19 protein-coding genes and 1 pseudogene are annotated in these 22,365 nt (G+C 62.6%); 9 read left to right on the plus strand and 11 right to left on the minus strand.

What is annotated here, in order from left to right; genetic code table 11:
- Window positions 1-46: 46 nt before the first annotated feature.
- The 4 genes from ptsP to gshB all read right to left on the minus strand — a co-directional run bounded on the left by ptsP (window position 47) and on the right by gshB (window position 3,622).
- Entirely contained in the window at window positions 47-1,816 is a 1,770-nt protein-coding gene (gene ptsP / locus C2862_RS21065; RefSeq protein WP_136222392.1) for a phosphoenolpyruvate--protein phosphotransferase, read from the minus strand.
- A 35-nt stretch (window positions 1,817-1,851) separates the two neighbouring features.
- Window positions 1,852-2,121 carry an HPr family phosphocarrier protein gene (locus C2862_RS21070; protein ID WP_136222294.1) on the minus strand — a complete coding sequence of 90 codons (270 nt, stop codon included), beginning with the start codon at window positions 2,119-2,121 and terminating at the stop codon, window positions 1,852-1,854.
- A 153-nt stretch (window positions 2,122-2,274) separates the two neighbouring features.
- Window positions 2,275-2,676 (minus strand): PTS sugar transporter subunit IIA, encoded by a 402-nt coding sequence (locus C2862_RS21075; RefSeq protein ID WP_136222296.1) that lies wholly within the window; start codon window positions 2,674-2,676, stop codon window positions 2,275-2,277.
- 1 nt (window position 2,677) lies between these two features.
- The gene (gene gshB / locus C2862_RS21080; protein WP_136222298.1) at window positions 2,678-3,622 is read right to left on the minus strand and encodes a glutathione synthase; all 945 of its coding nucleotides are present in this window, start codon (window positions 3,620-3,622) and stop codon (window positions 2,678-2,680) included.
- Between the two features lie 179 nt (window positions 3,623-3,801).
- On the opposite strand from gshB, the gene C2862_RS21085 reads away from it, so the two are divergent.
- The gene (locus C2862_RS21085; RefSeq protein ID WP_136222300.1) at window positions 3,802-4,515 is read left to right on the plus strand and encodes a class I SAM-dependent methyltransferase; all 714 of its coding nucleotides are present in this window, start codon (window positions 3,802-3,804) and stop codon (window positions 4,513-4,515) included.
- A gap of 80 nt (window positions 4,516-4,595) precedes the next feature.
- Here the strand turns inward: C2862_RS21085 and gshA are convergent, their stop codons facing one another.
- From gshA to C2862_RS21105, 4 genes are all read right to left on the minus strand, one after another.
- Window positions 4,596-5,897: a glutamate--cysteine ligase gene (gene gshA / locus C2862_RS21090; RefSeq protein ID WP_136222302.1), complete on the minus strand. Its 1,302-nt coding sequence runs from the start codon at window positions 5,895-5,897 to the stop codon at window positions 4,596-4,598.
- Window positions 5,898-6,044: 147 nt separating this feature from the next.
- Window positions 6,045-7,445: an ammonium transporter gene (gene amt, locus C2862_RS21095; protein ID WP_136222304.1), complete on the minus strand. Its 1,401-nt coding sequence runs from the start codon at window positions 7,443-7,445 to the stop codon at window positions 6,045-6,047.
- A 10-nt stretch (window positions 7,446-7,455) separates the two neighbouring features.
- Window positions 7,456-7,794: a P-II family nitrogen regulator gene (glnK, locus tag C2862_RS21100; RefSeq protein ID WP_136222306.1), complete on the minus strand. Its 339-nt coding sequence runs from the start codon at window positions 7,792-7,794 to the stop codon at window positions 7,456-7,458.
- 13 nt (window positions 7,795-7,807) lie between these two features.
- Window positions 7,808-8,542 (minus strand): TorF family putative porin, encoded by a 735-nt coding sequence (locus tag C2862_RS21105; protein WP_136222308.1) that lies wholly within the window; start codon window positions 8,540-8,542, stop codon window positions 7,808-7,810.
- Window positions 8,543-8,790: 248 nt separating this feature from the next.
- Between C2862_RS21105 and C2862_RS21110 the strand changes: the two genes are divergently transcribed.
- From C2862_RS21110 to C2862_RS21130, 5 genes are all read left to right on the plus strand, one after another.
- Window positions 8,791-9,045: an accessory factor UbiK family protein gene (locus C2862_RS21110; RefSeq protein ID WP_136222310.1), complete on the plus strand. Its 255-nt coding sequence runs from the start codon at window positions 8,791-8,793 to the stop codon at window positions 9,043-9,045.
- 37 nt (window positions 9,046-9,082) lie between these two features.
- Complete coding sequence (locus tag C2862_RS21115; protein ID WP_136222312.1) at window positions 9,083-11,560, plus strand: adenosylcobalamin-dependent ribonucleoside-diphosphate reductase; 2,478 nt, start codon at window positions 9,083-9,085, stop codon at window positions 11,558-11,560.
- Between the two features lie 63 nt (window positions 11,561-11,623).
- Entirely contained in the window at window positions 11,624-12,481 is an 858-nt protein-coding gene (locus C2862_RS21120; RefSeq protein ID WP_136222313.1) for a protein phosphatase 2C domain-containing protein, read from the plus strand.
- The gene (locus C2862_RS21125) at window positions 12,478-13,002 is read left to right on the plus strand and encodes an OmpH family outer membrane protein (protein WP_168710134.1); all 525 of its coding nucleotides are present in this window, start codon (window positions 12,478-12,480) and stop codon (window positions 13,000-13,002) included. The genes C2862_RS21120 and C2862_RS21125 overlap by 4 nt, the downstream gene beginning before the upstream one ends.
- Window positions 13,003-13,125: 123 nt before the next feature.
- Window positions 13,126-13,695, plus strand: coding sequence for a DUF2239 family protein (locus tag C2862_RS21130; RefSeq protein WP_136222317.1), 570 nt, complete (start codon window positions 13,126-13,128; stop codon window positions 13,693-13,695).
- 63 nt (window positions 13,696-13,758) lie between these two features.
- Here the strand turns inward: C2862_RS21130 and C2862_RS21135 are convergent, their stop codons facing one another.
- Window positions 13,759-16,575 carry a pitrilysin family protein gene (locus tag C2862_RS21135; protein WP_136222319.1) on the minus strand — a complete coding sequence of 939 codons (2,817 nt, stop codon included), beginning with the start codon at window positions 16,573-16,575 and terminating at the stop codon, window positions 13,759-13,761.
- Window positions 16,576-16,920: 345 nt separating this feature from the next.
- Between C2862_RS21135 and C2862_RS21140 the strand changes: the two genes are divergently transcribed.
- The 3 genes and pseudogenes from C2862_RS21140 to C2862_RS21150 all read left to right on the plus strand — a co-directional run bounded on the left by C2862_RS21140 (window position 16,921) and on the right by C2862_RS21150 (window position 21,095).
- A complete protein-coding gene (locus tag C2862_RS21140; protein WP_168710135.1) occupies window positions 16,921-17,433 on the plus strand; it encodes an adenine phosphoribosyltransferase in 513 nt (170 codons plus the stop codon).
- 110 nt (window positions 17,434-17,543) lie between these two features.
- A pseudogene (locus C2862_RS21145) lies at window positions 17,544-18,407 on the plus strand (YifB family Mg chelatase-like AAA ATPase); the annotation flags it as partial.
- Between the two features lie 96 nt (window positions 18,408-18,503).
- Entirely contained in the window at window positions 18,504-21,095 is a 2,592-nt protein-coding gene (locus tag C2862_RS21150; RefSeq protein ID WP_136222325.1) for an EAL domain-containing protein, read from the plus strand.
- A 210-nt stretch (window positions 21,096-21,305) separates the two neighbouring features.
- Here the strand turns inward: C2862_RS21150 and C2862_RS21155 are convergent, their stop codons facing one another.
- Together C2862_RS21155 and C2862_RS21160 are read right to left on the minus strand one after the other, a co-directional pair.
- Entirely contained in the window at window positions 21,306-21,683 is a 378-nt protein-coding gene (locus C2862_RS21155) for a hypothetical protein (protein WP_136222327.1), read from the minus strand.
- Window positions 21,684-21,892: 209 nt separating this feature from the next.
- Complete coding sequence (locus C2862_RS21160) at window positions 21,893-22,345, minus strand: response regulator (protein WP_136222329.1); 453 nt, start codon at window positions 22,343-22,345, stop codon at window positions 21,893-21,895.
- Window positions 22,346-22,365 lie beyond the last annotated feature (20 nt).

The raw sequence follows: 22,365 nt of genomic DNA on the forward strand, positions 1-22,365 counted from the left end.
TGTGGCGGCCGCTTTTAACATCATGGCCGCCTTCGGTAGGACGGTATTACGTGAGCTGGAGCTGTTCGACCGCGTCAAGGATCTCGCCCGGCTCCATCGAGCGCATGATGCGCCGCATTCGGGGTGCGATCTGGGCCAGGTCGGCGTTCAGGATTTCCTGCTTCACCGACAGCAGCTGGGCCGGGTGCATCGAGAATTCGCGCAGGCCCATGCCCAGCAGCAGGCGCGTCAGCTTGATGTCGCCCGCCATCTCGCCGCACACGGCGACGTCGATGCCGGCCTTCTGCCCTGCCGCGATCGTCATGCCGATCAGCTGCAGGACAGCCGGATGCAGCGGGTCGTACAGGTGCGCCACTTCGTAGTCGACGCGGTCGATCGCCAGCGTGTATTGAATCAAATCGTTGGTGCCGATCGAGAGGAAGTTCATGCGCCGCACGAACATCGGCAGCGCCAGCGCGGCGGCCGGGATCTCGATCATGGCGCCGACTTCCACCGCTTCGTCGAACTTGACGTTCTGTTCGCGCAGCTGGGCCTTGGCCTGCTCCAGGATGTTCAGGGTCTGGTCGATCTCGAAGGCGTGCGCCAGCATCGGGAACAGGATGCGCACCTTGCCGAAGGCGGAGGCACGCAGGATCGCGCGCAGCTGGGTCAGGAACAGCTGCGGTTCGGCCAGGCAGTAGCGGATCGCGCGCAGTCCCAGCGCCGGATTCAGGGCCGTGTGCTCGGTCGTGTCGAGCGGCTTGTCGGCGCCCACGTCGAGCGTGCGGATCGTCACCGGACGGCCCTTCATCGCCACCACGGCGCGCTTGTACTGCTCGAACTGCTCGTCCTCGTCGGGCGCCGTCAGGCCGTGGGCGCCGCGGCCCATGAACAGGAATTCGGAGCGGAACAGGCCGATGCCGGTCGCGCCGGCGTCGAGCGCATGCGGGCAGTCGTCGGGCAGCTCGATGTTCGCCATCAGCTTGATCGCGGTGCCGTCTTTCGTCACGGCGGGCGTTTTCTTGAGCTTGAGCAGGCGCTTTCTCGCCTTGGTCAGCGCCGCCTGGCGCGCGCGGTACTGTTCCAGCACCAGCGGGCTCGGATTGCAGATCACGACGCCGGCGTCGCCGTCGACGATGACCCAGTCGTCCTGTTCGATCAGGCGCGAGGCCTGGCTCATGCCCACTGCCGCCGGGATGTCGAGCGAACGGGCGACGATCGCCGTGTGCGAGTTCTGGCCGCCGACATCGGTGACGAAGCCGATGAAGGAGCGCGATTCGCCGGCGCGGTCGCGGAAGGCCAGCATGTCGGCCGGCGAGATGTCGTGGGCGACCACCACCATCTGCGGCTGGTAGCCCTCGTCGCTGGCCAGCACCGGCGGCACGCTCAGGGCGGTCCCCATCAGGACTTTCAAAACGCGCTCGGCGACCTGCTGGATGTCGTGCTTGCGCTCGCGCAGGTAGGGATCTTCGATCTCGTCGAACTGGGCCGAGAGCTCGTCGATCTGGGTCACCAGCGCCCATTCGGCGTTGTAGTGGCGCGTGCGGATGATGTCGAGCGGCGCTTCCGAAATCATCGGGTCGGACAGGATCAGCGCATGGACGTCGATGAAGGCGCCCAGTTCGGTCGGCGCATCCTTCGGCAGGTCGGTCCACAGTTCCTGCAGGTTGCGGTGCACTTCGGCGATCGCGTCCTGCAGGCGTTTCACTTCGGCTTCGACCTGCTCTTCCGGGACCAGGTAGTGCTTGACGTCGAGCGCGGCCGGCGTGAGCAGGTGCGCGCGCCCGATCGCAATTCCGCGCGAGACGGGGATGCCGTGGAGCGTGAACGACGCCATCGAGGGTCCCGAACGGTAGCGGCCCGATTCCGGCATTACTCGCCTTCGCCGAACTTGTCGTTGACGAGGGCGGCCAGTGCCGTGATCGCGTCCTGTTCGTCGGCGCCGTCGGCCTCCAGGGTGACTTTCGCGCCCTTGCCGGCGGCCAGCATCATCACGCCCATGATCGACTTGGCGTTGATGCGGCGGCCATTGCGGGTGAGCCAGACTTCGCTTTTGTACTTCGCGGCCAGCTGGGTGAATTTGGCGGATGCGCGGGCATGCAAGCCCAGTTTGTTGATAATTTCAAGTTCTTGTTGAATCATGTTTTCGTTTTCTTTTCAATCGTCAGAACTGCATCCTGGGTACTTCTAAACCTGGAGCGCTTGAAAAAGCCTCAGGGCAAGGCGCATCGTCGAAGACAGTACGCTAGTACGGCGAGACGATGCAACGCCGCCATGAGGCTTTTTCATGCGCTCCTAACCGACGCGGATACGGTTATCCACGCGTACCGCGCCGTTTTGCGCGCCGGCCAGCGCCATCTCCACCACCACGTCGAGCGTGTCTCTGCGGTAGGTGATCGCGCGCAGCAGCATCGGCAGGCTGATGCCGGCGATGACTTCCACGCGGCCATCGATCGCCAGCGAATTGCAGCAATTGGACGGCGTGCCACCTTTGATGTCGGTGATCACGAGCACGCCGTCGCCCTCGTCCAGGCGTGCGATCGCCTCGCGCGCCCGTGCGTTGACGGCGTGCGTGTCCTCGTCGGCGGCAACGTCGATCGCCTCGAAACGCTCGGTTGGGCCACGGAACACGTGGGCCACCGCCGCGATGAATGCCTGGCCCAGCGGTGCGTGGGTCAGGAGCAAAATACCTACCATGTCATTTTCCTGTTGCAGCCTCGACGGCGTCGATGAACATCGCCGCCACGTCGAAACCGGTCTGGTCGGTGATCTCCTGGAAGCAGGTCGGGCTGGTGACATTCACCTCGGTCAGGAAATCGCCGATCACGTCTAATCCTACCAGCAACAGCCCACGCTCGGCCAGCATCGGCCCGAGGGTCTCGGCGATCTCACGGTCGCGCTCGGTGATCGGCTGGGCGACGCCGATGCCGCCAGCTGCCAGGTTGCCGCGCACTTCGGTCCCTTGCGGGATGCGCGCCAGCGCGAAGGGGACTGGTTTACCGCCGATCACGAGAATGCGCTTGTCGCCCTTGACGATATCAGGAATATATTTTTGCACCATAATGGTGCGCTTTCCATTGTCGCTCAGGGTTTCGATGATGGCGCCCAGGTTCATGGCGTCATGCTTCACGCGGAAGATGCCGGTGCCGCCCATGCCGTCGAGCGGCTTGAAGATCACGTCGCCATGCTGGGCGTGGAAGGCGCGCAGGCGCTTTTCCGAAGACGTGACCAGGGTCGGCGAAGTAAATTGGCTGAACTGGCCGATGGCCAGTTTCTCGTTGTGGTCGCGGATCGCCGAAGGCTTGTTGAACACGCGCGCGCCCTGCTTTTCCGCCAGTTCCAGCAGATAAGTCCCATAGACATATTCCATGTCGAAGGGCGGATCCTTGCGCTCGATGATGGCATCGAAACTCGACAGGCGCAGGTCATGCGCCTCATCCGCGCGATACCACTCGTCCTGCTCTCCGGTCAGGTGGATGCGCCGCACTTCAGCCGAAACGACACCCTGCTCGAGCGCCATGTCGCGCTGCTCGAAGGCATAGATCTCGTGGCCGCGCCGCGCCGCCTCGCGCATCATCGCAAAGGTCGAGTCCTTGTAGATTTTGAAACCCGATAAGGGATCGGCGAGGAAGGCGATTTTCATGGAGGGTCCTGTCTGGATAATGCCCACGATTTTATCCGGAATCCCGAAGTCGCGCGGCCGGGGGGCCAGTCTGGATGATTCCCTTCGGCACATAGTGCCAATGAGCAAATTGACGAAGATCGAAAGCACGCCTGAGCGCGCGCAAACCCGCATGCGATTGCCTGGGCGAGGATGGCTGCATGGATGCCCAACTCGACCACCAACGGGAACAGGATCGCCTGGCGGGCGTGTACCGCGGCTGGCATGGCGGCGCCGCGCTGGCACGCTACGCCTGGCACCGGCCCGACGTCGTCATGCAGCACGCGATGCGCATGCGGGTCGTGGCGCGCATGCTGGCCGCCACCGTCGGCACCGACCTCGGCAAGGTGCGCGCCGTCGATGTCGGCTGTGGCAGCGGCGGCTTCCTGCGCCAGCTAATCGACTGGGGCGCGACGCCCGCTCACCTGCTGGGCACCGAACTGCAGCAGGACCGGCTCGACCTGGCCCGGCCGCGCACGGCGCCGGAAGTGCGCTGGCATTGCGGCCCGCTGGCGGCCCTGCCCGCCGCCAGCGCCGACCTCGTCAGCGCGAATACCGTCATTTCCTCGGTGCTGGATCCGGAATTGCGCCAGCGCCTGGCCGCGGACATGTGGCGCGTCCTGAAACCGGGCGGCTGGTGCCTGGTGTTCGACTTCCGCTACAACAACCCGCGCAATCCGCACGTGCGCAAAGTCACGCGTGCCGAGCTCGACACTTATTGGCCGGGTCATCGCCAGCAATACGAGACCTTGTTGCTCGCGCCGCCCATCGGCCGTCCGCTGGCCGCCATGCCGGCGCTCGTGACGGAGGCAGTGGCGGCGCTGGTGCCGCCGCTGCGTTCGCATTTCATTTACATGGCGCAAAAGGAGCGGTAGGGTGGGCGCCCTGTGCCCACCAAAATGATGAATTAACGCGGCGCATGGTTTTGGTGGGCACAGGGCGCCCACCCTACGCCTTAATACACTTCCGGATTTGGATCCGTGCGTTCCATCTCGAGCGAGGCCGCTAGCAAGCCCAGGCGCGCCACCACGCCATATACGTAGAACCGGTTCGGCGCCGCCGTCCCCGGCTTCGCCTTCAAATCCGGCACCGCATGCTGCTGCGCGAATGCCAGCGGCACGTACTGCGAACCCGGCGCGTTCAGGTTCTGGTCGATGCCCTTCTCGGCGTGCACGCGGTAGAAGCCGCCGACCACGTAGCGGTCGATCATGTAGACGACCGGCTCGGCCACGGCGTCGTCGATCTTTTCGAAAGTCGGCACGCCTTCCTGCACGATCAGGTCGGTCACGGCGACGCCGTCCTTGATCACCGACATGCGCGCGCGCTGCTTGAGCGAGAGGTCGCGTACTTCGCTCGCATCCTTGATGGTGATGACGCCCATGCCGTAGGTGCCGGCGTCGGGTTTGACGATCACGAAGGGTTTCTGCTCCTTCATGCCGTATTCCTTGTATTTCTTCTTGACCTTCGACAGCAGAGAGGACACGGCATCGGCCAGTGCCTCGGTGCCCTGGTCGTGCTCGAGGTCGACCTCGCCCACCTTCGCGTGCAGCGGATTGACCAGCCACGGGTCGATGTCGATCAGCTTGCCGAATTTCTTGGCGACTTCGTCGAACGCCTTCAGGTGGTTGCTCTTGCGGCGCAGCGCCCAGCCGGCGTGCACCGGCGGCAGCAGCGACTGCTCGTGGATGTTTTCCAGGATAGTTGGGATGCCGCTGGATAAATCGTTGTTCAGCAGGATCGTGCACGGATCGAAATCGGCCAGGCCGAGGCGGCGTCCGTTGGGCGAACGCACCAGCGGCTCCACCACCAGCATGTTCCCGTCCGGCAGCGCCAGCGGGGTCGGCTGGGTGACGTCCGGCGAGAGCGAACCGAGGCGCACGTGCAGGCCGGTCTGGCGGAAAATCTGCATCAATCTCGCCACGTTCTGCAGGTAGTGCGGGTTGCGTGTGTGGGTTTCCGGAATCAGGAGCAGGTTGCGCGCGTCCGGACAATACTTGTCGATCGCCGCCATCGCCGCCTGCACGGTCAGCGGCAGCATCTCGGTGGCAAGGTTATTAAAACCGCCCGGGAACAGATTGGTGTCGACCGGCGCCAGTTTATAACCGGCATTGCGCAGGTCGACCGAGCAATAGAACGGCGGCGTGTGCTCCTGCCACTCGAGGCGGAACCAACGCTCGATCGCCGGCGTGGCGTCGAGGATCTTTTTCTCTAAGTCGAGCAGCGGGCCGGTGAGGGCGGTGGCGAGGTGCGGAACCATGAAAGTGGGCGTCCTTATTGGCTTCTTGGCAATGAATGCCCTTATTTGGGGCAAGTTTCCCCATTTTAAAGGCTTCTGCTGCACCGCACGAAAAAAGGGCGCCCCGCGGGGCGCCCTTTTGCACTTTATGCTAACTGGGTCGCGGTTTTACGAATGGTACGCCGATTCGCCGTGGCTGGTAATATCCAGGCCCTCCCGTTCCTGCTCTTCCGGCACACGCAGGCCGATCACGATGTCGACGATTTTAAAGGCGACGAAAGCGATCACAGCCGACCAGATGATGGTCACGCCCACCGCCTGGGCCTGCACCCAGACCTGGTGACCGATCGAATAATCCGGCGAAGCCTTGTTGGTGACGTAGTCCCAGACGCCCTGCCCGCCCAGCTGCGGCGAGGCGAACACACCGGTCAGCAGTGCGCCGACGATACCGCCGACACCGTGCACGCCGAAGACGTCGAGCGAATCGTCCACGCGCAGCATGCGCTTCAGGCCGTTCACACCCCACAGGCAGACGAAACCGCCGACGATACCGATCACCAGCGCACCCATCGGGCCGACGAAACCGCAGGCCGGGGTGATCGCCACCAGGCCGGAGACGGCGCCCGATGCGGCGCCCAGCATCGAGGGCTTGCCCTTGGTCAGCCATTCGCCCATGGTCCAGGCGACGGTCGCGGCGGCGGTCGCCAGCAGGGTGTTGATGAAGGCCAGCGCGGCAACGTCGCCCGCTTCCAGCGCAGAACCGGCATTGAAGCCGAACCAGCCCACCCACAGCAGCGAGGCGCCGATCATGGTCATGGTCATCGAGTGCGGGGCCATCGATTCGCGGCCGTAGCCGACGCGCTTGCCGATCACGTAGGCACCGACCAGGCCGGCGACTGCCGCGTTGATGTGCACCACGGTGCCGCCCGCGAAGTCGAGCGCGCCCTTCTGCCACAGCCAGCCGGCGGCGTCGGTGACGGCGGCGAGCGTGGTGGCGTCGGTGATCGCATCAGGACCGGCCCAGAACCAGACCATGTGCGCGACCGGCAGGTAGCCGAAGGTAAACCACAGCACGATGAACAGCATCACCGCCGAGAAGCGCGCGCGCTCGGCGAAGGCGCCGACGATCAGGCCGCAGGTGATGGCGGCAAAGGTGCCCTGGAAGGCGACGAAGATGAATTCGGGAATCATCGTCTCCTTGCTGAAGGTGCCGGCCATGCTGAACACGCCGGCAACTGGATCGTAGATGCCGTTCAGGAAGGCGCGATCGAAGCCGCCGATGAAGGGGCTGCCGCCGGTAAAGGCGAGCGAGTAGCCGTACAGGCACCACAGCACGATGATCAGCGAGAAGATCATGAAGATCTGCAGCAGCACCGACAGCATGTTCTTGGCGCGCACCAGGCCGCCGTAGAACAGGGCCAGGCCCGGGATCGACATCATGATCACCAGCAGGGTGGCGGTGAACATCCAGGCGGTGTCGCCCTTGTTGATGCTCGGTGCGGCCCACGCCGGCAACGCAACACCCAACGCCAATGCGGCGCCCAGGACTTTATTCGTTATTGCTTTCATTGGGATCCCCTTACAGTGCTTCGTTGCCGGTCTCGCCGGTACGGATACGGATGACCTGATTGAGGTCGGATACGAAAATCTTGCCGTCGCCGATCTTGCCGGTGCGTGCCGCGCCCTGGATGGCGTCGATGACTTGGTCGACGATGGCGTCGTCCACGGCCGCTTCGATCTTGATCTTGGGAAGGAAGTCGACCACGTACTCGGCTCCACGGTAGAGCTCGGTGTGTCCTTTCTGGCGGCCGAAGCCTTTGACTTCGGTCACCGTCATGCCCTGCACGTTAATCTCGGACAGCGCCTCGCGCACCTCGTCGAGCTTGAAGGGTTTGATGATGGCGGTAATCAGTTTCATCGCATTGCCTCTTTCAGAAAGTTTTTGATACGGACACAACGGCCGCCGACTTGCCCAGGTTGCGTCCTTGCGGGCTGAGGTAGGCTTCGGTATTGGCCTTGATCCAGGCCAGGGAGACGCTGGCAAAGCCCAGGTCCTTGGTCAGGCCGACCTTGTAGTCGGTGTACGAGAGACCACCGTTGTTCTTCACGCGCTGGCGGCCTACGTGCAGGTTCAGCACCAGGCCTTCGACGGCGGTGACGGGCACGTTGGCGCCGAGGTCCAGGTAGCCGCTCTGCTTGCTGTCCGGCGTGCCGAACAGGTTGGAAGTCGAGTGCGAGTACTTCAGGTAGGCGGGACCGAAGCCGACCTGGCCGTAGAGCTCGAAGGTGTTCGCGTTCGGATTCAGGTCGTTCGACGGATACCAGTAGTACAGGCCGCCGACGTCATAGCTGATCGCGTCCGTGATCTGGCCGCGCTTGCCGGCGTACAAGTCGACCTCGACATCGCCGTCGCCGCCCAGGTCCTTGGTCCACTTGATGGTCGACAGCCAGGTCCCCACGTACAGACCGGTCGGCGTATGGGTGTAGTCGGCGCCGCCCTGCAGCGCGGGGTCGAAGCGGGTCTGCGACAGGCCGCGGTAGCGGTACTCGCTGGTCAGCGCCGCGTTATAGCTGACCTGGTGCTCGGGTGCCGGGGTTTCCTGCGCCTGCGCGCTGCCCATCATTGCCAACGCGAACGCTACACTGCTTGCCAACTTGTTCTTCATACGATTCCCCTGTTTGGATGGACGGATAGTGGTGTCTCTGGTCGCCTGAGTTGCAGCTTTATTCATCCTGTAGCAGAATGCGTGCCAGCTCACGGGGGCATCCCATGTGCTTGATTTCTCGCTCACACGCCCCACTTTCGGTGGTAATCACCACAAATTCGTGCGCGGCCGACACAAGACACGCCGCCACGCACTAAAACGAGGTCGCCGCGCACCAACGTGGTGCGCCGTCTCGCTGACCAGGACAGATGGACATGAATAATTTCTTCAACGACTTGCAAGGCAAGATCAACCAGGCGATGGAAAGCTCGCCCGCCAAGGACATCGAGCGCAACGTCAAGGCGATGATGACCCAGGGCTTTTCCAAGCTCGACCTGGTGACCCGCGAGGAATTCGATATCCAGGCCCAGGTGCTGGCAAAGACGCGCGCGAAACTCGAAGCGCTCGAGCTGCGCGTGGCCGAGCTGGAAGCGCGGCTGACGGAGACGGCTCCGAAGGTGTAATGTGCGCTGCCGGCGCTCACCCTTTTCAGGAAGCGCCATGAATGCAAACGACAAACTGATCGGCACTTCATTACCTCCGCAAGAGGTGTCGATCGACGTACTGCGCGAGAAATACGCGAAAGGCGATGAAATATCCATCGCCGATGTGCGCCTGCGTGTGGCGCGCGCCCTTGCCGCGCGCGAGGCGCCGGAGCTGCGCGCCGAGCTGGCCGACCATTTTCTCTGGGCCATGGAGCATGGCTTCGTCCCCGGCGGGCGCATCAACTCCGCCGCCGGCCTCGATCTGAAAGCCACCCTCATCAATTGCTTCGTCCAGCCGGTCGGCGATTCCGTCACGGGCATCGAAGACAATTTGCCCGGCATCTATACGGCGCTGGCCGAAGCGGCGGAAACCATGCGCCGCGGCGGCGGCGTCGGCTACGACTTCAGCGCCATCCGTCCCTTCGGCAGCCTGGTGCGCGGCACCCGCTCGCGCGCTTCCGGCCCCGTCTCCTACATGGAACTGTTCGACGCCTCCTGCCGCACGGTCGAATCGGCCGGCGCCCGGCGTGGCGCCCAGATGGGCGTGCTGCGCATCGATCATCCCGACATCGAACGCTTCATCGCGGCGAAAGACCGCGGCGCCCTCTCCAACTTCAACATCTCGGTCGGCGTGAGCGATGCCTTCATGCATGCGTTGGAAGCGGATTCCCTGTTCCCGCTGGTGCACCGCGCCGAGCCGGGAGAAGAACTGGTTGGGGCGGGCGCCCACAGGCGCGAGGACGGTCTCTGGGTCTACCGCGAAGTCCGTGCGCGCAGCCTGTGGGACAGCATCATGGCCTCGACCTACGACCATGCCGAGCCGGGCGTGCTGTTCATCGACCGCATGAATGGCGAGAACAACCTCTGGTACTGCGAACAGCTGCGCGCGACCAATCCCTGCGGCGAACAGCCCTTGCCCGCCTATGGCTGCTGCGATCTCGGCTCGCTCAATCTCACCAGCTTCGTACAAGCGCCCTTCAGCGGCGAGGCCCGCTTCGACTTCGAGCGCATGCAGGAGGTGGCGGCCGTCGCCGTGCGCATGCTCGACCTGGTGCTGGACGCCACCGAATGGCCGCTGCCGCAGCAGGCGGCCGAAGCACGGGCCAAGCGCCGCATCGGCCTCGGCTTCCTGGGGCTCGGCAGCGCCCTGGTAATGCTGGGCCTGCGCTACGACGCGCCCGAGGGACGCGCCCTGGCCGCGCGCATCGCCGAGCAGCTGCGCGATGCCGCGTACGCCGCATCCGTGGAGCTGGCGCGCGAAAAAGGCGCCTTTCCCCTGTTCGACGCCGAGCGCTACCTGGAAGGCGCTTTTGTGTCGCGCCTGCCGCAGGCCTTGCGCGAGTCGATCCGCACGCACGGCATCCGTAACTCCCATTTGCTCTCGATCGCGCCGACCGGCACCATCGCGCTGGCCTTTGCCGACAATGCCTCGAACGGCATCGAGCCGGCCTATTCCTGGACCTACCAGCGCAAGAAGCGCATGCCGGACGATTCGATGCGCGCCTACGAGGTGCAGGACCACGCCTGGCGCCTCTACCTGCGGATGCAACCGGATGCGACGCCGGAGGGTCCGCTGCCGCCCGCCTTCGTCACCGCGCTGCAGATGAGTGCAAGCGACCACCTGCGCATGCTGGAAGCGGTGCAGCCCTTTGTCGACACGGCGATCTCGAAGACGGTGAACGTGCCGCTTGAGTATCCCTTCGAAGACTTCCGCGGCCTGTACCTGGAAGCCTGGCGCGCCGGCCTGAAGGGGCTGGCGACCTACCGGCCGAACACGGTGCTGGGCAGCGTGCTCGGCACTGTCCCTGCGAACGACAGCCCTCCCCTGCTGGAAGACGACCCGTTGCGCAAGCGTTTTGATGGCCGTCCGCTCGGCGAACTCGAGTCGGTTACCTCGAAGATCGAGTATTCGACCCAGGAAGGCCGCAAGACCTTTTATCTGACGGTCAGCTTCATCCGCGCCGAGGGCGTGGTGGACGGCCTGCCGGTGATGATCGAGCGTCCCTTCGAATTCTTCATGCCGGCCAACCAGAGAAGCGACGGCCAGCAGTGGATCACTTCCTCGATGCGCCTGCTGTCGATGCTGGCGCGCGCCGGTGGACCGATTGCCAAGGCCCTGGCCGACATGCGCGACGTGGTCTGGGAAAAGGGACCGGTGCGCTGCGGCTTCCTGACCCGCGAGGACGGCACCCGCGTACCCGTGTTCCACGACTCGGAAGCGGCGGCGGTCGGCTTCATGCTGCAGCGGATCCTGGTCAATCGCGGCTTCCTCGACAGCCAGGGCAACCAGGTACCGGTGGCGCAGCTGGCGCGCCAGCTGGCCGCACGCGCACGCGCTGCCGGCCTGGACGCGGCGGACGCAGCCCCGCTGCCGGCCAGCGCGCCAACAGCGGTGACAGGCGCCAAATGCCCGGAATGCGGCGCCCGGGCGTTGCGCAAGCGCGATGGCTGCACGCGCTGCGAGAACTGCCAGTATGTAGGGGAATGCGGCTGAGTTATCGCGCCAGGGAGTCCGGCGCGGTGATACCATCACGGGACCAGGCCAATCTCCACGTGCATGACGACCCAACACATTTCCCACGCCCCCGACGGCGGCATCAATGAAGACCTGATCGCGGTATTCGAATCCGGCGCCACGACCGACCTGCTCGTGCTCGACGGCGCGACCTCGGTCGCCGATGCCGATTACGTCGACGCGCGCCAGGGCGACGTCGCCTGGTTCGTGCAGGCCTTTGCCGCCGAAATGGAAGGCGCGATCGCCGCCAGCCTGTCCCAGGGCGCGACCGTGCGCAAGGCGGTCGACGCCGTGCACCGCCGTTACCGCGCGCTGGCCGCCGGCGCGGCCATTCCCCTGTACGCGCATCCGCTGGCGGCCCTCACCTGGATCCGGGTCCGCCGCATGGCCGATCATCTCGAGCTCTCGCTCTACTGCCTGGGCGACTGCAAAACCTTCGCCATCGATGCCGCGGGCGCCGTGCACGATCTCGATCCCTACGTGAATCCGTACGAAGCCGTGCTGCAGGAAGCGATCGGCGCGCTCGACCTGGCGGAGGTGAGCGATCCGTTTGTAAAGCGCGCGCGCCTGCTGCCGATGCTGCGCGCGCGGCGCGAGGCCCAGCACGGCGCCCCGGCGCCGGAAGGGCTGTGCCTGGCGCCGCAGGGCGAATTCAAGGCGCGTGAGTATGCACTGCGCCTGCCGCTGGACAGCGCCGTGCTGGCGATGACCGACGGCTTTTACCGCCTGGTCGATCCCTACGGCCTGTATGCGGTGGAAGAACTGGCGCAACGCTGCCGCAGCCTGGGGCTGGCGGCGCTGCTGGACGAATTGCGCGCCTTCGAGGCCGCGCGGGCAAACGCCACGCTGGCCGTGAAAAGTGCCGACGATGCATCGGCGCTGCTGTGGAGAACACATTGAACAAGCAACTGAAACATGCGACTGCGGTCTGCTTCGCACTCGGCCTGGCGTGGTCTGCATCCGCCGCTGCGCAAGACATCGGCCGCCCATCCGAAGTACGGGTCGCCGTCGTCAACGTCGAGCGCCTGCTGGCCGACTCGCAGCGTGCCCGCGCCACCGCCGCGAAAATCGAGGCCGACTTCCTGCCGCGCCGCGAACGCATCGCCGCCCAGCTGCGCCAGCTGCGCGCGCTGTCGGCCAAGCTCGAGCTGGATGCGCCCCACCTCGACGACCGCGAAAAACTGGTGCGCTCGCGCGCCGTGGGCGAACTCGAACGGACGATTGCCCGCGCCCAGGCGCAGATCAGCGACGACTACGCCGATCGCACGGCAGCCGAGCGCGCCGCCCTGGCCAAGCGCATCCATGACCTGATCCAGAAGCTGCCGGCCCAGCTGGGCGTGGACGTGGTCCTGACGCGCACGGTGTGGCACCGGCCGCAGATCGACGTGACCGACAAAGTGGCCGCCATGCTCGACCGCTGAGGCCGGCGTGGCCTCGGCGCCACGTCTGCCAAATTTTATCCGGGTATTATTGCCATCCTATTTTTATCCGGGTAATATCTCCTCATTCGCGCTCGCCCGAGCGCGCCTCATAGGGAGAGTCATATGTATCCAAGTCATTGCATCGCCTTTGCCGGGACCGAGCTCCTGGCCAGGGGCGAACTCGTCGACGTCGTGCGCGCCGTGAAGGCCGCGCTCGACCAGGGCACCGAGCGCTCGGTCGCCCTGCTCGACGCCGCCACCAGCAAGCCGGTTGAGATCAATTTCATCGGGACGGAAGAAGAAGTCCTGCAGCGCATCCCGCGTGCCCCCGGCCGTAGCGCCGGCCGTCCCAAGCTGGGCGTGGTCCCGCGCGAAGTGACCCTGCTGCCGCGCCACTGGGAATGGTTGTCGAAACAGCCGGGTGGCGCCTCGGTGGCGCTGCGTAAGCTCGTCGAACACGCCTCGCGCGATGCGGTGGCGGCCGACACCATGCGCGAAGCGCGCGATGCGGCGTATCGCTTCATGCACGAGTTGATGGGCGACGCGCCGGGTTTCGAGGAAGCGTCGCGCGCCTTGTTCGCGGCCGACGGCGAGCGCTTCCGCAGCCTGGTGGCGGACTGGCCGAAGGATGTGCGCGCGCACCTGCTGGAGCTGGCAGGGCCGGCCTTCGCGACACAGGCACCGGCAGCGTGAAGGAAAAAAATGCCCGGTCGGGTGACCGGGCATTTTTATTCTTACTAACAGGACCGCCAGGACTTACTTGGCGCTGCTCGCTTCCTTCGCGGCCTTGGCGAAATCGCCCGCCGCGATGAAGGAGATGGCGCCCGGCTTGATGTACTCGCGCATGGCTTCGTTCACCTGCGCCAGCGTCAGCTTGCGTACCTGGTCCTCGATTGCCGCATCGAAGGCCATGGTGCGATCCATGGTCAGGTAGTCGGACAGGGCATTGGCCAACGCCTCGTCCGAAGTGCGCGAGACTTCCTCGCCCTGCAGCCAGCCCTTCTTCGCTTCAGCCAGTTCCGCTTCCGTGAAACCTTCGCTCACGGCGCGCTGGAGCTCTTCGCGCAGCACCGCTTCCACCTTGGCCGTGTTCTGCGGCGCGCTCATCGCGTAGGCCATCCAGATGCCGGCCGGGTCGCGCGCCGGGATGCTCAGCTGCGAGCCGACGCCATAGGACAGGCCCTCCTTCTGGCGGATGCGGTCGGCCAGGCGCGAACGCAGGGCGCCGCCGCCGAGCATGTAGTCCGCCATCACCAGTGTCGGATAGGCTTTCGCGTCGTTCCTGAGCGGCACCGGGTGCACGGCCAGCAGCAGGCTGCTCGCCTTGTCCGGCGTTTCCAGCGCCAGCTTCTGGCCGGCGACCGACTTGATGCTGCCTGGTACGCGCACGAATTTCTGCTGCGCGTTCCAGTTACCGTACAGGCGCTCGACTTGCGCCTTCAGCGCGGCCGGATCGAAGTCGCCGACCGCGGCGAAGGTGGCGTTGTCGGCGCCGTAGAAGGCGGTGTGGAAGGCCCTGACCTCCTCCACCGTGGTCGCCTTCTGCGCGGCCAGCTTCTCTTCCAGGGTCAGCACGTGCTTGACGTGGCCTTCCGGCGTCGTGTCGAGCAGGCGCGAGAGCGCCACGCTGGCTTGCGGGTTCGGCTCCGGAATCGACTGCTCGGTGGCGTTCACGTTCGCGCGCTGGAACTCGCCGAATTCGGCTGGCGTGAAGGCCGGCTTCTTGAGCATCTCGGCCACCAGGTCCATCACGGCGGGCAGGTTCTCGCGCGTGGTGGTGACCGAGGCGACCAGGCCTTCGGCGCCGCCCGAGATGCGGGTCTGGGCCTTGAGCTTGTCGAACATGTCCTTCAGCTGCTGGCGCGATTTATCTTGCGTGCCGTAGCTCAGCAGGCCGGCCGCGAAGGCGCCGGCGGTCGCCTTGTTGCGCAGTGCTTCCTCGGTGCCGAAGCGCAGCCGCACCGTCGCGGTCACCAGGCCGCCCTTGGTCTTCTTCGGCAGCAGCGCGCCCTTCAGGCCATTGGCCAGCTTGAAGCGCTGGGTGCGCGATTCGATGTTGGCCGGGCTCGGGTCGAACATCTCGCCCTGCGCCACGACTTCGCGGCCCTTGTAGTCCTTGACCATGGCGGCGACGTCGACCATGCCCGGCACGATGGTGCGGTCGGCGGCGTCGGTCGGGATGAACACGCCCAGGGTGCGGTTCGAGGCCTTCAGGTATTTTTCGGCCGCGGCCTGCACGGCCTTGGCATCGGTCTTTTCGACCTGGTCGCGGTTCACGAAGAACAGGCGCCAGTCGCCCGCCGCCATGGCTTCGGTCAGGCCGATCGTCAGGCGCGCGCTGTTGTTCAGGGCCAGGTCGATGTTTTTGGCGATGGCCTGGCGCGCACGCGCCACTTCTTCCTCGGTCACCGGATTCGCTTTCAGGTCTTCCAGCACCTTGAGCAGCGCGTCCTGGGTCGGCGCCAGCGGCTGGCCTTTCGGCACGACGGCGCCGAAGATGCGGTAGCCAGGTTCGAGGTTGCTGACCGCCGAGAGGTCCAGGCGCGTGGCCAGCTTGGTTTCGACCAGGGCCTTGTGCAGGCGGCCCGACGGCGCATCGACCAGCACGTGGGCCAGCACTTCGAGCGCCGCGGCGTCCGGATGGCCGCTCGGCGCCACGTGGTAGCCGGCGCCGACGTACTGGGTACCGCCGGTGCGGCGCACGGTGACGGCGCGTTCGCCGTCCTGGGTCGGTTCGGCCGTGTAGGTCGGCTGGATCACGCGTGTCGGCTTCGGGATCTTGCCGAACAGGGTATTGATCTGGGCCAGCACCTTGGCTTCGTCGAAGCGGCCTGCCACGATCAGCAGCGCGTTGTCCGGCTGGTAGTACTGCTTATAAAAAGCGCGCAGGCGCAGGATGTTCACCTGCTCGATGTCGGAACGGGCGCCGATGGTCGACTTGCCGTAGTTGTGCCAGTCGTAGGCGACCGCCTGCAGGCGCTCGGTGGTGACGCCGATCGGATCGCTTTCGCCGATCTCGAATTCGTTGCGCACGACCGTCATCTCGCCCTTGTTGGTTTTGGTATTCCACAGGTCGTCCTGGGAAATCGGCGAGTTGATCATGCGGTCCGCTTCCAGCGCCAGCATGAGTTTCAGGTTATCGTCGTTGGCCGGGAAAGTCGCATAGTAATTGGTGCGGTCGTACCAGGTGGTGCCGTTGAAATCGGCGCCCAGGCCATTCAATACTTCGACCGGGCTTTTCGTGCCCTTCTTGACGCCGAAATTGGCGGTCGGCTTGAACAGCAGGTGTTCCAGCAAGTGCGCCATGCCGGTCTCGCCATAGTTTTCGTGGCGCGAGCCGACCATGTAGACCATATTCGTCGTCAGCGTCGGCTTGGAGGCATCCGGAAACAGCAGGACGCGCATGCCATTGCGCAGGCGGTATTCGGTGATGCCTTCCACCGAGGTGACTTTCACCGGGCCGGCCGCTGCTGCTGCCACGGCGGACTTCGCCTGCTGGGGCGCGGCCGGACCTGCTGCAAACGCCGGCGACAGGATGCCGGCACTGACCATCAACGCAATGAGAACTTTCACGTTTTATTATCCCGATTTATTTATACATATACAGACGCGATTTATATGTTCGCGCCCGCCCTATTCAACAACGTCGCTATTCAAACTGCGTAATGGCGATTCGCTGCATTCCCTAATTTGATCCTTAACAATGCCGTCCGGCTTGCTTAATGTCAATGCCGAATTAATTGGCCCGTCATGACGATTTAAATAAACAGACTAAATAGAGATGGTGCAACACATCATTGCCGAAGCGTTTATCGGTCCATGCCGCGGCCCTGGTCCGGCAAGGGCCGCGCAGGCTTTGCGCAGACAGGCGATAATGGTCGCCCTCATACGTTTCACCCACACGACCATCTACCTCACATGAACGATTTCAACAGCGTTCCGCTCGAATTTTTTCAGGACTACCCGGTACCGGGCGTCAACTTTATCGATGTTGGCTGCATTTTCGATAATCCTGAGCATTGGCGCCTCGCCATCGATACCTTGCACGCGGCGACCGACGGCTTGCACTTCGACTTCATCCTTGCGATGGATGCGCGTGGATTCATGATCGCGGGCGCCCTTGCCCTCGAACACAAGGTCGGCTTTGCCATGGCGCGCAAGGCGGGCAAATTGCCCGGCAAGGCGATCAGCATCGATTACCAGCGCGAATACGGCAGCGCGACCATCGAGATCCAGCCGGAGCGCATCAAGGGCCAGCGCGTGCTGATCGTCGACGATGTGCTGGCCACCGGCGGCACCATCGAAGCGGCCGCCTCCCTGCTGCGCCAGCTTGGAAAAGAGGTCGTCGGTGCAGCGGCGCTGTTCGATATCGCTTTCTTCAGGGACAAGCGCGCGCTGACGATGCCGATCGTGACCTTGCGCGACGTCTGACCCCTTCTCCAGGCACCTGAACCTGCAGGCGCCGCACGCTTGGGTGCGCTCAACAAGTGGCCTCCAAAGCGGTGCCACCATCCTGCGAGTCCCTACTTGCCAGGAAGCCCATGAGCCTCGCCGTGTTACGCAGCCGCGCCCTGTCCGGCATGGAAGCCCCCGCCGTCAGCGTCGAAGTCCACCTGGCCAACGGCCTCCCTGGTCTGACCATCGTCGGCCTTCCCGATGCCGAGGTACGCGAAGCGAAGGACCGGGTGCGCGCCGCCTTGCAGAACGTCGGCTTCGAGATGCCGGCGCGGCGCATTACCGTCAACCTGGCGCCGGCCGACCTGCCGAAGGAATCCGGCCGCTTCGACCTGCCGATCGCGCTCGGCATCCTGGCGGCGTCCGGCCAGATCCCGGCGCAGGAACTGGAGCGCTACGAGTTCGCCGGCGAGTTGTCGCTATCCGGACAGTTACGTCCGGTTCGCGGCGCGCTGGCGATGACCTTTGCCATCGGGCGCAGCAGCCAGGGTACGCGGCGCGCCTTCATCCTGCCGCGGGCGAATGCCGACGAGGCGGCGCTGGTGATGGACGCGGCCATCTACCCGGCCGATACGCTGTTGCAGGTGTGCGCCCACTTCGCGTCCGGCGACGGCGCCGCGCGGCTCGACCGCTACCGCAACGAGCGGCCGGGAGAAGCCGTGAACTATCCCGACTTTAGCGATGTGAAGGGCCAGCAGCATGCGAAGCGGGCGCTGGAGATCGCCGCGGCCGGCAGCCATTCGCTGCTGCTGATGGGGCCGCCAGGCGCCGGCAAAAGCATGCTGGCGGCGCGCTTTCCGGGCCTGCTGCCGCCGATGACGGACGAGGAAGCGCTGGAAGCGGCCGCCGTGCAATCGCTGAACGGCAGTTTTTCCGCCGAGCGCTGGCGGGTGCGCCCCTTCCGCAGTCCGCATCACACCAGCTCGGGCGTGGCCCTTGTCGGCGGCGGCTGTCAATTCCACTAATTAATGCGACTGCACACTTAAAACCGCGACTCGGAATGCTTCTGGTTTGTCCGAACCTATCGTCCAGACAGGTAAGAGAACGTGTTCTTCTTGACAGCTTATTGGGCCGGGCGCACATTTGAAAGCGCTGTATTTACAGCGCAATTCTTCGGGTTACCCATGCGCGGACTTTTGATCTGCCTGTTCGCATTGACCGGCGCCGCGCTTCGTTGGCAGCAAGAACAAGCTCGGCTCATCGCTGCTAAACGTCCCATCTTTGCTGAACATGATCGCACCCTGTTCCACGCGTTGTTGCGAAATTGTACGGACATCGTCTGGTTCAAGGATATCGACGGCGTCTATCAGCTATGCAGCCAGGCTGCCGCCGCCGCACTGGGTCTGTCGCCGGATTTAGTTGTCGGAAAAACCGACGCGCAACTGTTCGCTTGGGACGTTGCTCTTAAACATGCCGAAGTCGATCGCAAGGTGGTTGCCAGCGGAGACAGGCATGTTGAGGAACAGGTCATTTCAAATACAGACGGCAGCCAGATACGGGTCGTGGAAATGATCAAGAGTCCGGTAGCGCTGTCTGACGGGACCATCGTTGGCGTACTAGGCATTGCCCGCGACATCACTGTTCGACGAACGCAGGAACGCAAGATACGCGAACAGGAAGCGCTGCTACTGGAGATGAGCACCCTGGCGCAGGTGGGGGGCTGGGAAATCGATGTAGTCGCGGACACTTTCAGATGGACTCCTGAGACAGCCCTTATTCACGAGCTGGACCCAGCTCTTCCGCTGACACTTGAGAGGTTGCTTGCCGACTACGACGAGGTTGAGCGTAAACGGATCGAAAGCGCACTTGCGCAAACGTTCGAAACGGGAACGCCAAACGACCTCGATCTGGAACTTAATCTTCCTAGCGGCGCCCATAAATGCGTGCGCGCCCATTGGCGCACTGCGATGACCGATGGCAAAGTCACGCGTGTATGGGGTATGGCGCAGGACGTGACCGAGCGGCGCAAGCTTGACGAGTCGATGCGCATGGCAGAGTTGATCTACAACACCACGCCAGACGCCATTTTAGTGACCGACGATCAGGGACATGTTGTCGACGCCAATCCAGCCTTCATGAGGCTTGTTGGACATGCGCGCGAAGACGTCATCGGCATGTTGCCGCGCCAACTCCTGGCCAATCCCGATGAAACCCGATTGCTTGAGGCGATTACGCATGCTTTAAACGAAGACGGGCACTGGGAGGGCGAGATACGCTTGCGTCATAAGGACCAGAGCTACATCGATGCCTATCTGGATATCGATATCATGCGAGACAAATCTGGCAATCAGTCCAGGCGTGCCATCCACATACGCGATCTTACTGATCAGAAGAACAAGGATGAGCTGATATGGAAGCATGCCAACTTCGACCGGCTAACCGGCTTACCGAACCGCAGTCTTAGCTTTGACCGGCTCGAGCAAGAATTGAAGAAGGCAAGGTCCGACGACGGCTGCGTCGGCGTGATGTGCATCGATTTGGACCGGTTCACCGGCATTAACGATATGCTCGGCCATGACCAAGGCGACGCGGTGCTGATTGAAACGGCGGCCAGGCTGCGCGCCTGTGTACTGGAGACGGCAACGCTCGGTCGTTTAGGCGGCGACAGTTTCGCAGTGATCGTGGCGGGACCACGCGCCCACCTGGAACTTAATGCGGCGGCGATCGTCGATGCGCTGGCCAGACCGTTTGACGCCGGCACTGACCGGATTCATCTCTCGGCCAGCATCGGCATCACCTTGTACCCTGACGATGCACAAGATGCACACGGCCTGATGAACGGTGCGGAGCAGGCGATGGTCCGGGCCAAGCGCGCTGGAGGCAACAGGTTCCAATATTTCGCGGCAGCGCTCCAGCAAAGCGCGCTGGCTAAGCTCAGATTAAGCAGGGACTTGAGACACGCGATAGCCGGCAACGAACTGGTCATGCATTACCAACCCATCGTCGACATGCGTACGGGGCGTATTCGCAAGGCCGAGGCGCTGATTCGCTGGCTGCCCCCCACGCATGGCTTGATCGGCCCGGCACAGTTCATTCCCTTGGCAGAAGAGTCAGGCCTGATCGTTCAGATCGGCAACTGGGTGATCGACGAGGCGATCGCCAGCGTGGCGCGCTGGCAGCGCGAACTGGGCATCGACATTGAGTTGAGTGTGAACCAATCCCCTGTCCAATTTGAGCATGGCGGAGACGTTAGCTGGATAAAGCGCCTGGCCCAGGCGGCCTTACCCGCGCATAGCATCACGGTCGAGATTACGGAAAGCATGCTGGTGAACGATTCGGACCGGATGCGAACCAACCTCAAGCTGCTGCAAGAGAACGGCGCTAAAGTGTCGTTGGACGACTTCGGGACTGGCTTCTCGGCATTATCGTACCTGAAGCTTTTTGACGTCGATTACCTGAAGATCGACAAGTCGTTCATCCATCATCTCGAAGCCAACGAAAATGACAAAGCGCTCACGCAAGCGATCATCGATATGGCGCATAAACTGCACATCGAAACCATCGCGGAAGGCGTGGAAACCACGGCGCAGCGTGACATTCTGACAGCATTCGGGTGTGATTACCTCCAAGGCTACCTTTATTCGCCTCCAGCGGCGCGAGAGGTTTTCGAGCAACTTCTCGAACACCAACATACCTAAATGCCACGCTAAACAGCATAAATGCCTATTGCCACAAAAAATGAAGGACGAATAATTCAAAATCGAACTCTTTAGTCCGGCAATTATCTTTCGCATTCACGAATAATTTAACCCGCCAAATCACTCAGAGCCGACTCTTTCGTTAAGCAGGCACATGAGAAATACATTCACAGCCAAAAAAAAACACATACATGGATCGATGCTAAACTGCTAAGACCCAAGCCTTTCCAAATTGTCCATATACGCAATTATTATCTGGCGCGAACTTGATATGCAATCCAACCAGTTAGAAGTAATGGGATTGGTATTTGCTCGAGCACGGAGCAATTTCAAAGCGTCCACCACGGCAGGCTGAAAATAATCCTTTTCTAGTTGGTTTTGCTTATCCCAACCTGGTGCGACGGTGCCGCGATCGGCCGCATCTTTGAGATCTTCCTTCAGTGCGGTATAGAGCGCCCTTAACTTCATCTTTTCAAAAGGGACTATATCTGTCCGGTCAGGCAACCGATCCATAATATCTTTAGCACGTTGCGAGAACTGATACAGCGCCAGTCGAACTGCCTCTCGTTCTTGTACAGTAGCATTCATTTACTTGTAATTTTCAGGCTCTATGTCTTTTGATAAAACGATTATTCGCATCCTCTACGCTGGCTTCAGCGCACTCAGGCTCCAGAAGGATATCACAATATCCCATCAAACAAAAACGCTCATCAACGTCGAATATTTTCCAGCAATCTTCAAATAGCATTTTTCATTGACCTGAGAATATTGCACCACATGAAACCGTCTGTGAAATCTCAGGCGTCAGCATGATAGCTCTCCATCGACAACGTCACATTGAGAATATCAATGTCGACGCTCCCCCTCAGTTCATGCATCTTAAAGAAAATACCCTTTTCAAGATAACTTAGCAGTATCTTTATATCCATTGGCTTAACGAGATAAGAGCAGAAGCCGGCCAGACGGGCTCGCTCGATCCATTTTTCTTGACTCCACCCACTTACCGCCACCAACACAATCTCATCGGAATCAGCACGATTTCTAACCGCATCGGCAACGGCAAACCCATCCACGTCCGCCATCTCCAAGTCGACGAAAACAAGGTCTGGCTTAAAGTCATTTAACATCGTTAAAGCAGCACTGCCTCCTGGAGCTCCGCGCACATCCAATTTTGCAAACCTGAAAATTTCAACGAACAACTCAACGTTATCTTCACAATCATCCACAAAAAGTATTTTTTCAATCTTCATATTCAAAATTTTCAGAACTG

The organism is Massilia sp. Mn16-1_5, from assembly GCF_004798585.1.
GTDB lineage: Bacteria > Pseudomonadota > Gammaproteobacteria > Burkholderiales > Burkholderiaceae_D > Telluria.

Coding starts and splice junctions, on each gene's coding strand:
- C2862_RS21155 (WP_136222327.1), bottom strand. CDS start 21,683: ATGAATGCTACTGTACAAGAACGAGAGGCAGTTCGACTGGCGCTGTAT.
- C2862_RS21115 (WP_136222312.1), top strand. CDS start 9,083: ATGAATGCAAACGACAAACTGATCGGCACTTCATTACCTCCGCAAGAG.
- gshA (WP_136222302.1), bottom strand. CDS start 5,897: ATGGTTCCGCACCTCGCCACCGCCCTCACCGGCCCGCTGCTCGACTTA.
- C2862_RS21160 (WP_136222329.1), bottom strand. CDS start 22,345: ATGAAGATTGAAAAAATACTTTTTGTGGATGATTGTGAAGATAACGTT.
- C2862_RS21120 (WP_136222313.1), top strand. CDS start 11,624: ATGACGACCCAACACATTTCCCACGCCCCCGACGGCGGCATCAATGAA.
- glnK (WP_136222306.1), bottom strand. CDS start 7,794: ATGAAACTGATTACCGCCATCATCAAACCCTTCAAGCTCGACGAGGTG.
- gshB (WP_136222298.1), bottom strand. CDS start 3,622: ATGAAAATCGCCTTCCTCGCCGATCCCTTATCGGGTTTCAAAATCTAC.
- C2862_RS21085 (WP_136222300.1), top strand. CDS start 3,802: ATGGATGCCCAACTCGACCACCAACGGGAACAGGATCGCCTGGCGGGC.
- C2862_RS21130 (WP_136222317.1), top strand. CDS start 13,126: ATGTATCCAAGTCATTGCATCGCCTTTGCCGGGACCGAGCTCCTGGCC.
- ptsP (WP_136222392.1), bottom strand. CDS start 1,816: ATGGCGTCGTTCACGCTCCACGGCATCCCCGTCTCGCGCGGAATTGCG.
- C2862_RS21140 (WP_168710135.1), top strand. CDS start 16,921: ATGAACGATTTCAACAGCGTTCCGCTCGAATTTTTTCAGGACTACCCG.
- C2862_RS21070 (WP_136222294.1), bottom strand. CDS start 2,121: ATGATTCAACAAGAACTTGAAATTATCAACAAACTGGGCTTGCATGCC.
- amt (WP_136222304.1), bottom strand. CDS start 7,445: ATGAAAGCAATAACGAATAAAGTCCTGGGCGCCGCATTGGCGTTGGGT.
- C2862_RS21110 (WP_136222310.1), top strand. CDS start 8,791: ATGGACATGAATAATTTCTTCAACGACTTGCAAGGCAAGATCAACCAG.
- C2862_RS21105 (WP_136222308.1), bottom strand. CDS start 8,542: ATGAAGAACAAGTTGGCAAGCAGTGTAGCGTTCGCGTTGGCAATGATG.
- C2862_RS21075 (WP_136222296.1), bottom strand. CDS start 2,676: ATGGTAGGTATTTTGCTCCTGACCCACGCACCGCTGGGCCAGGCATTC.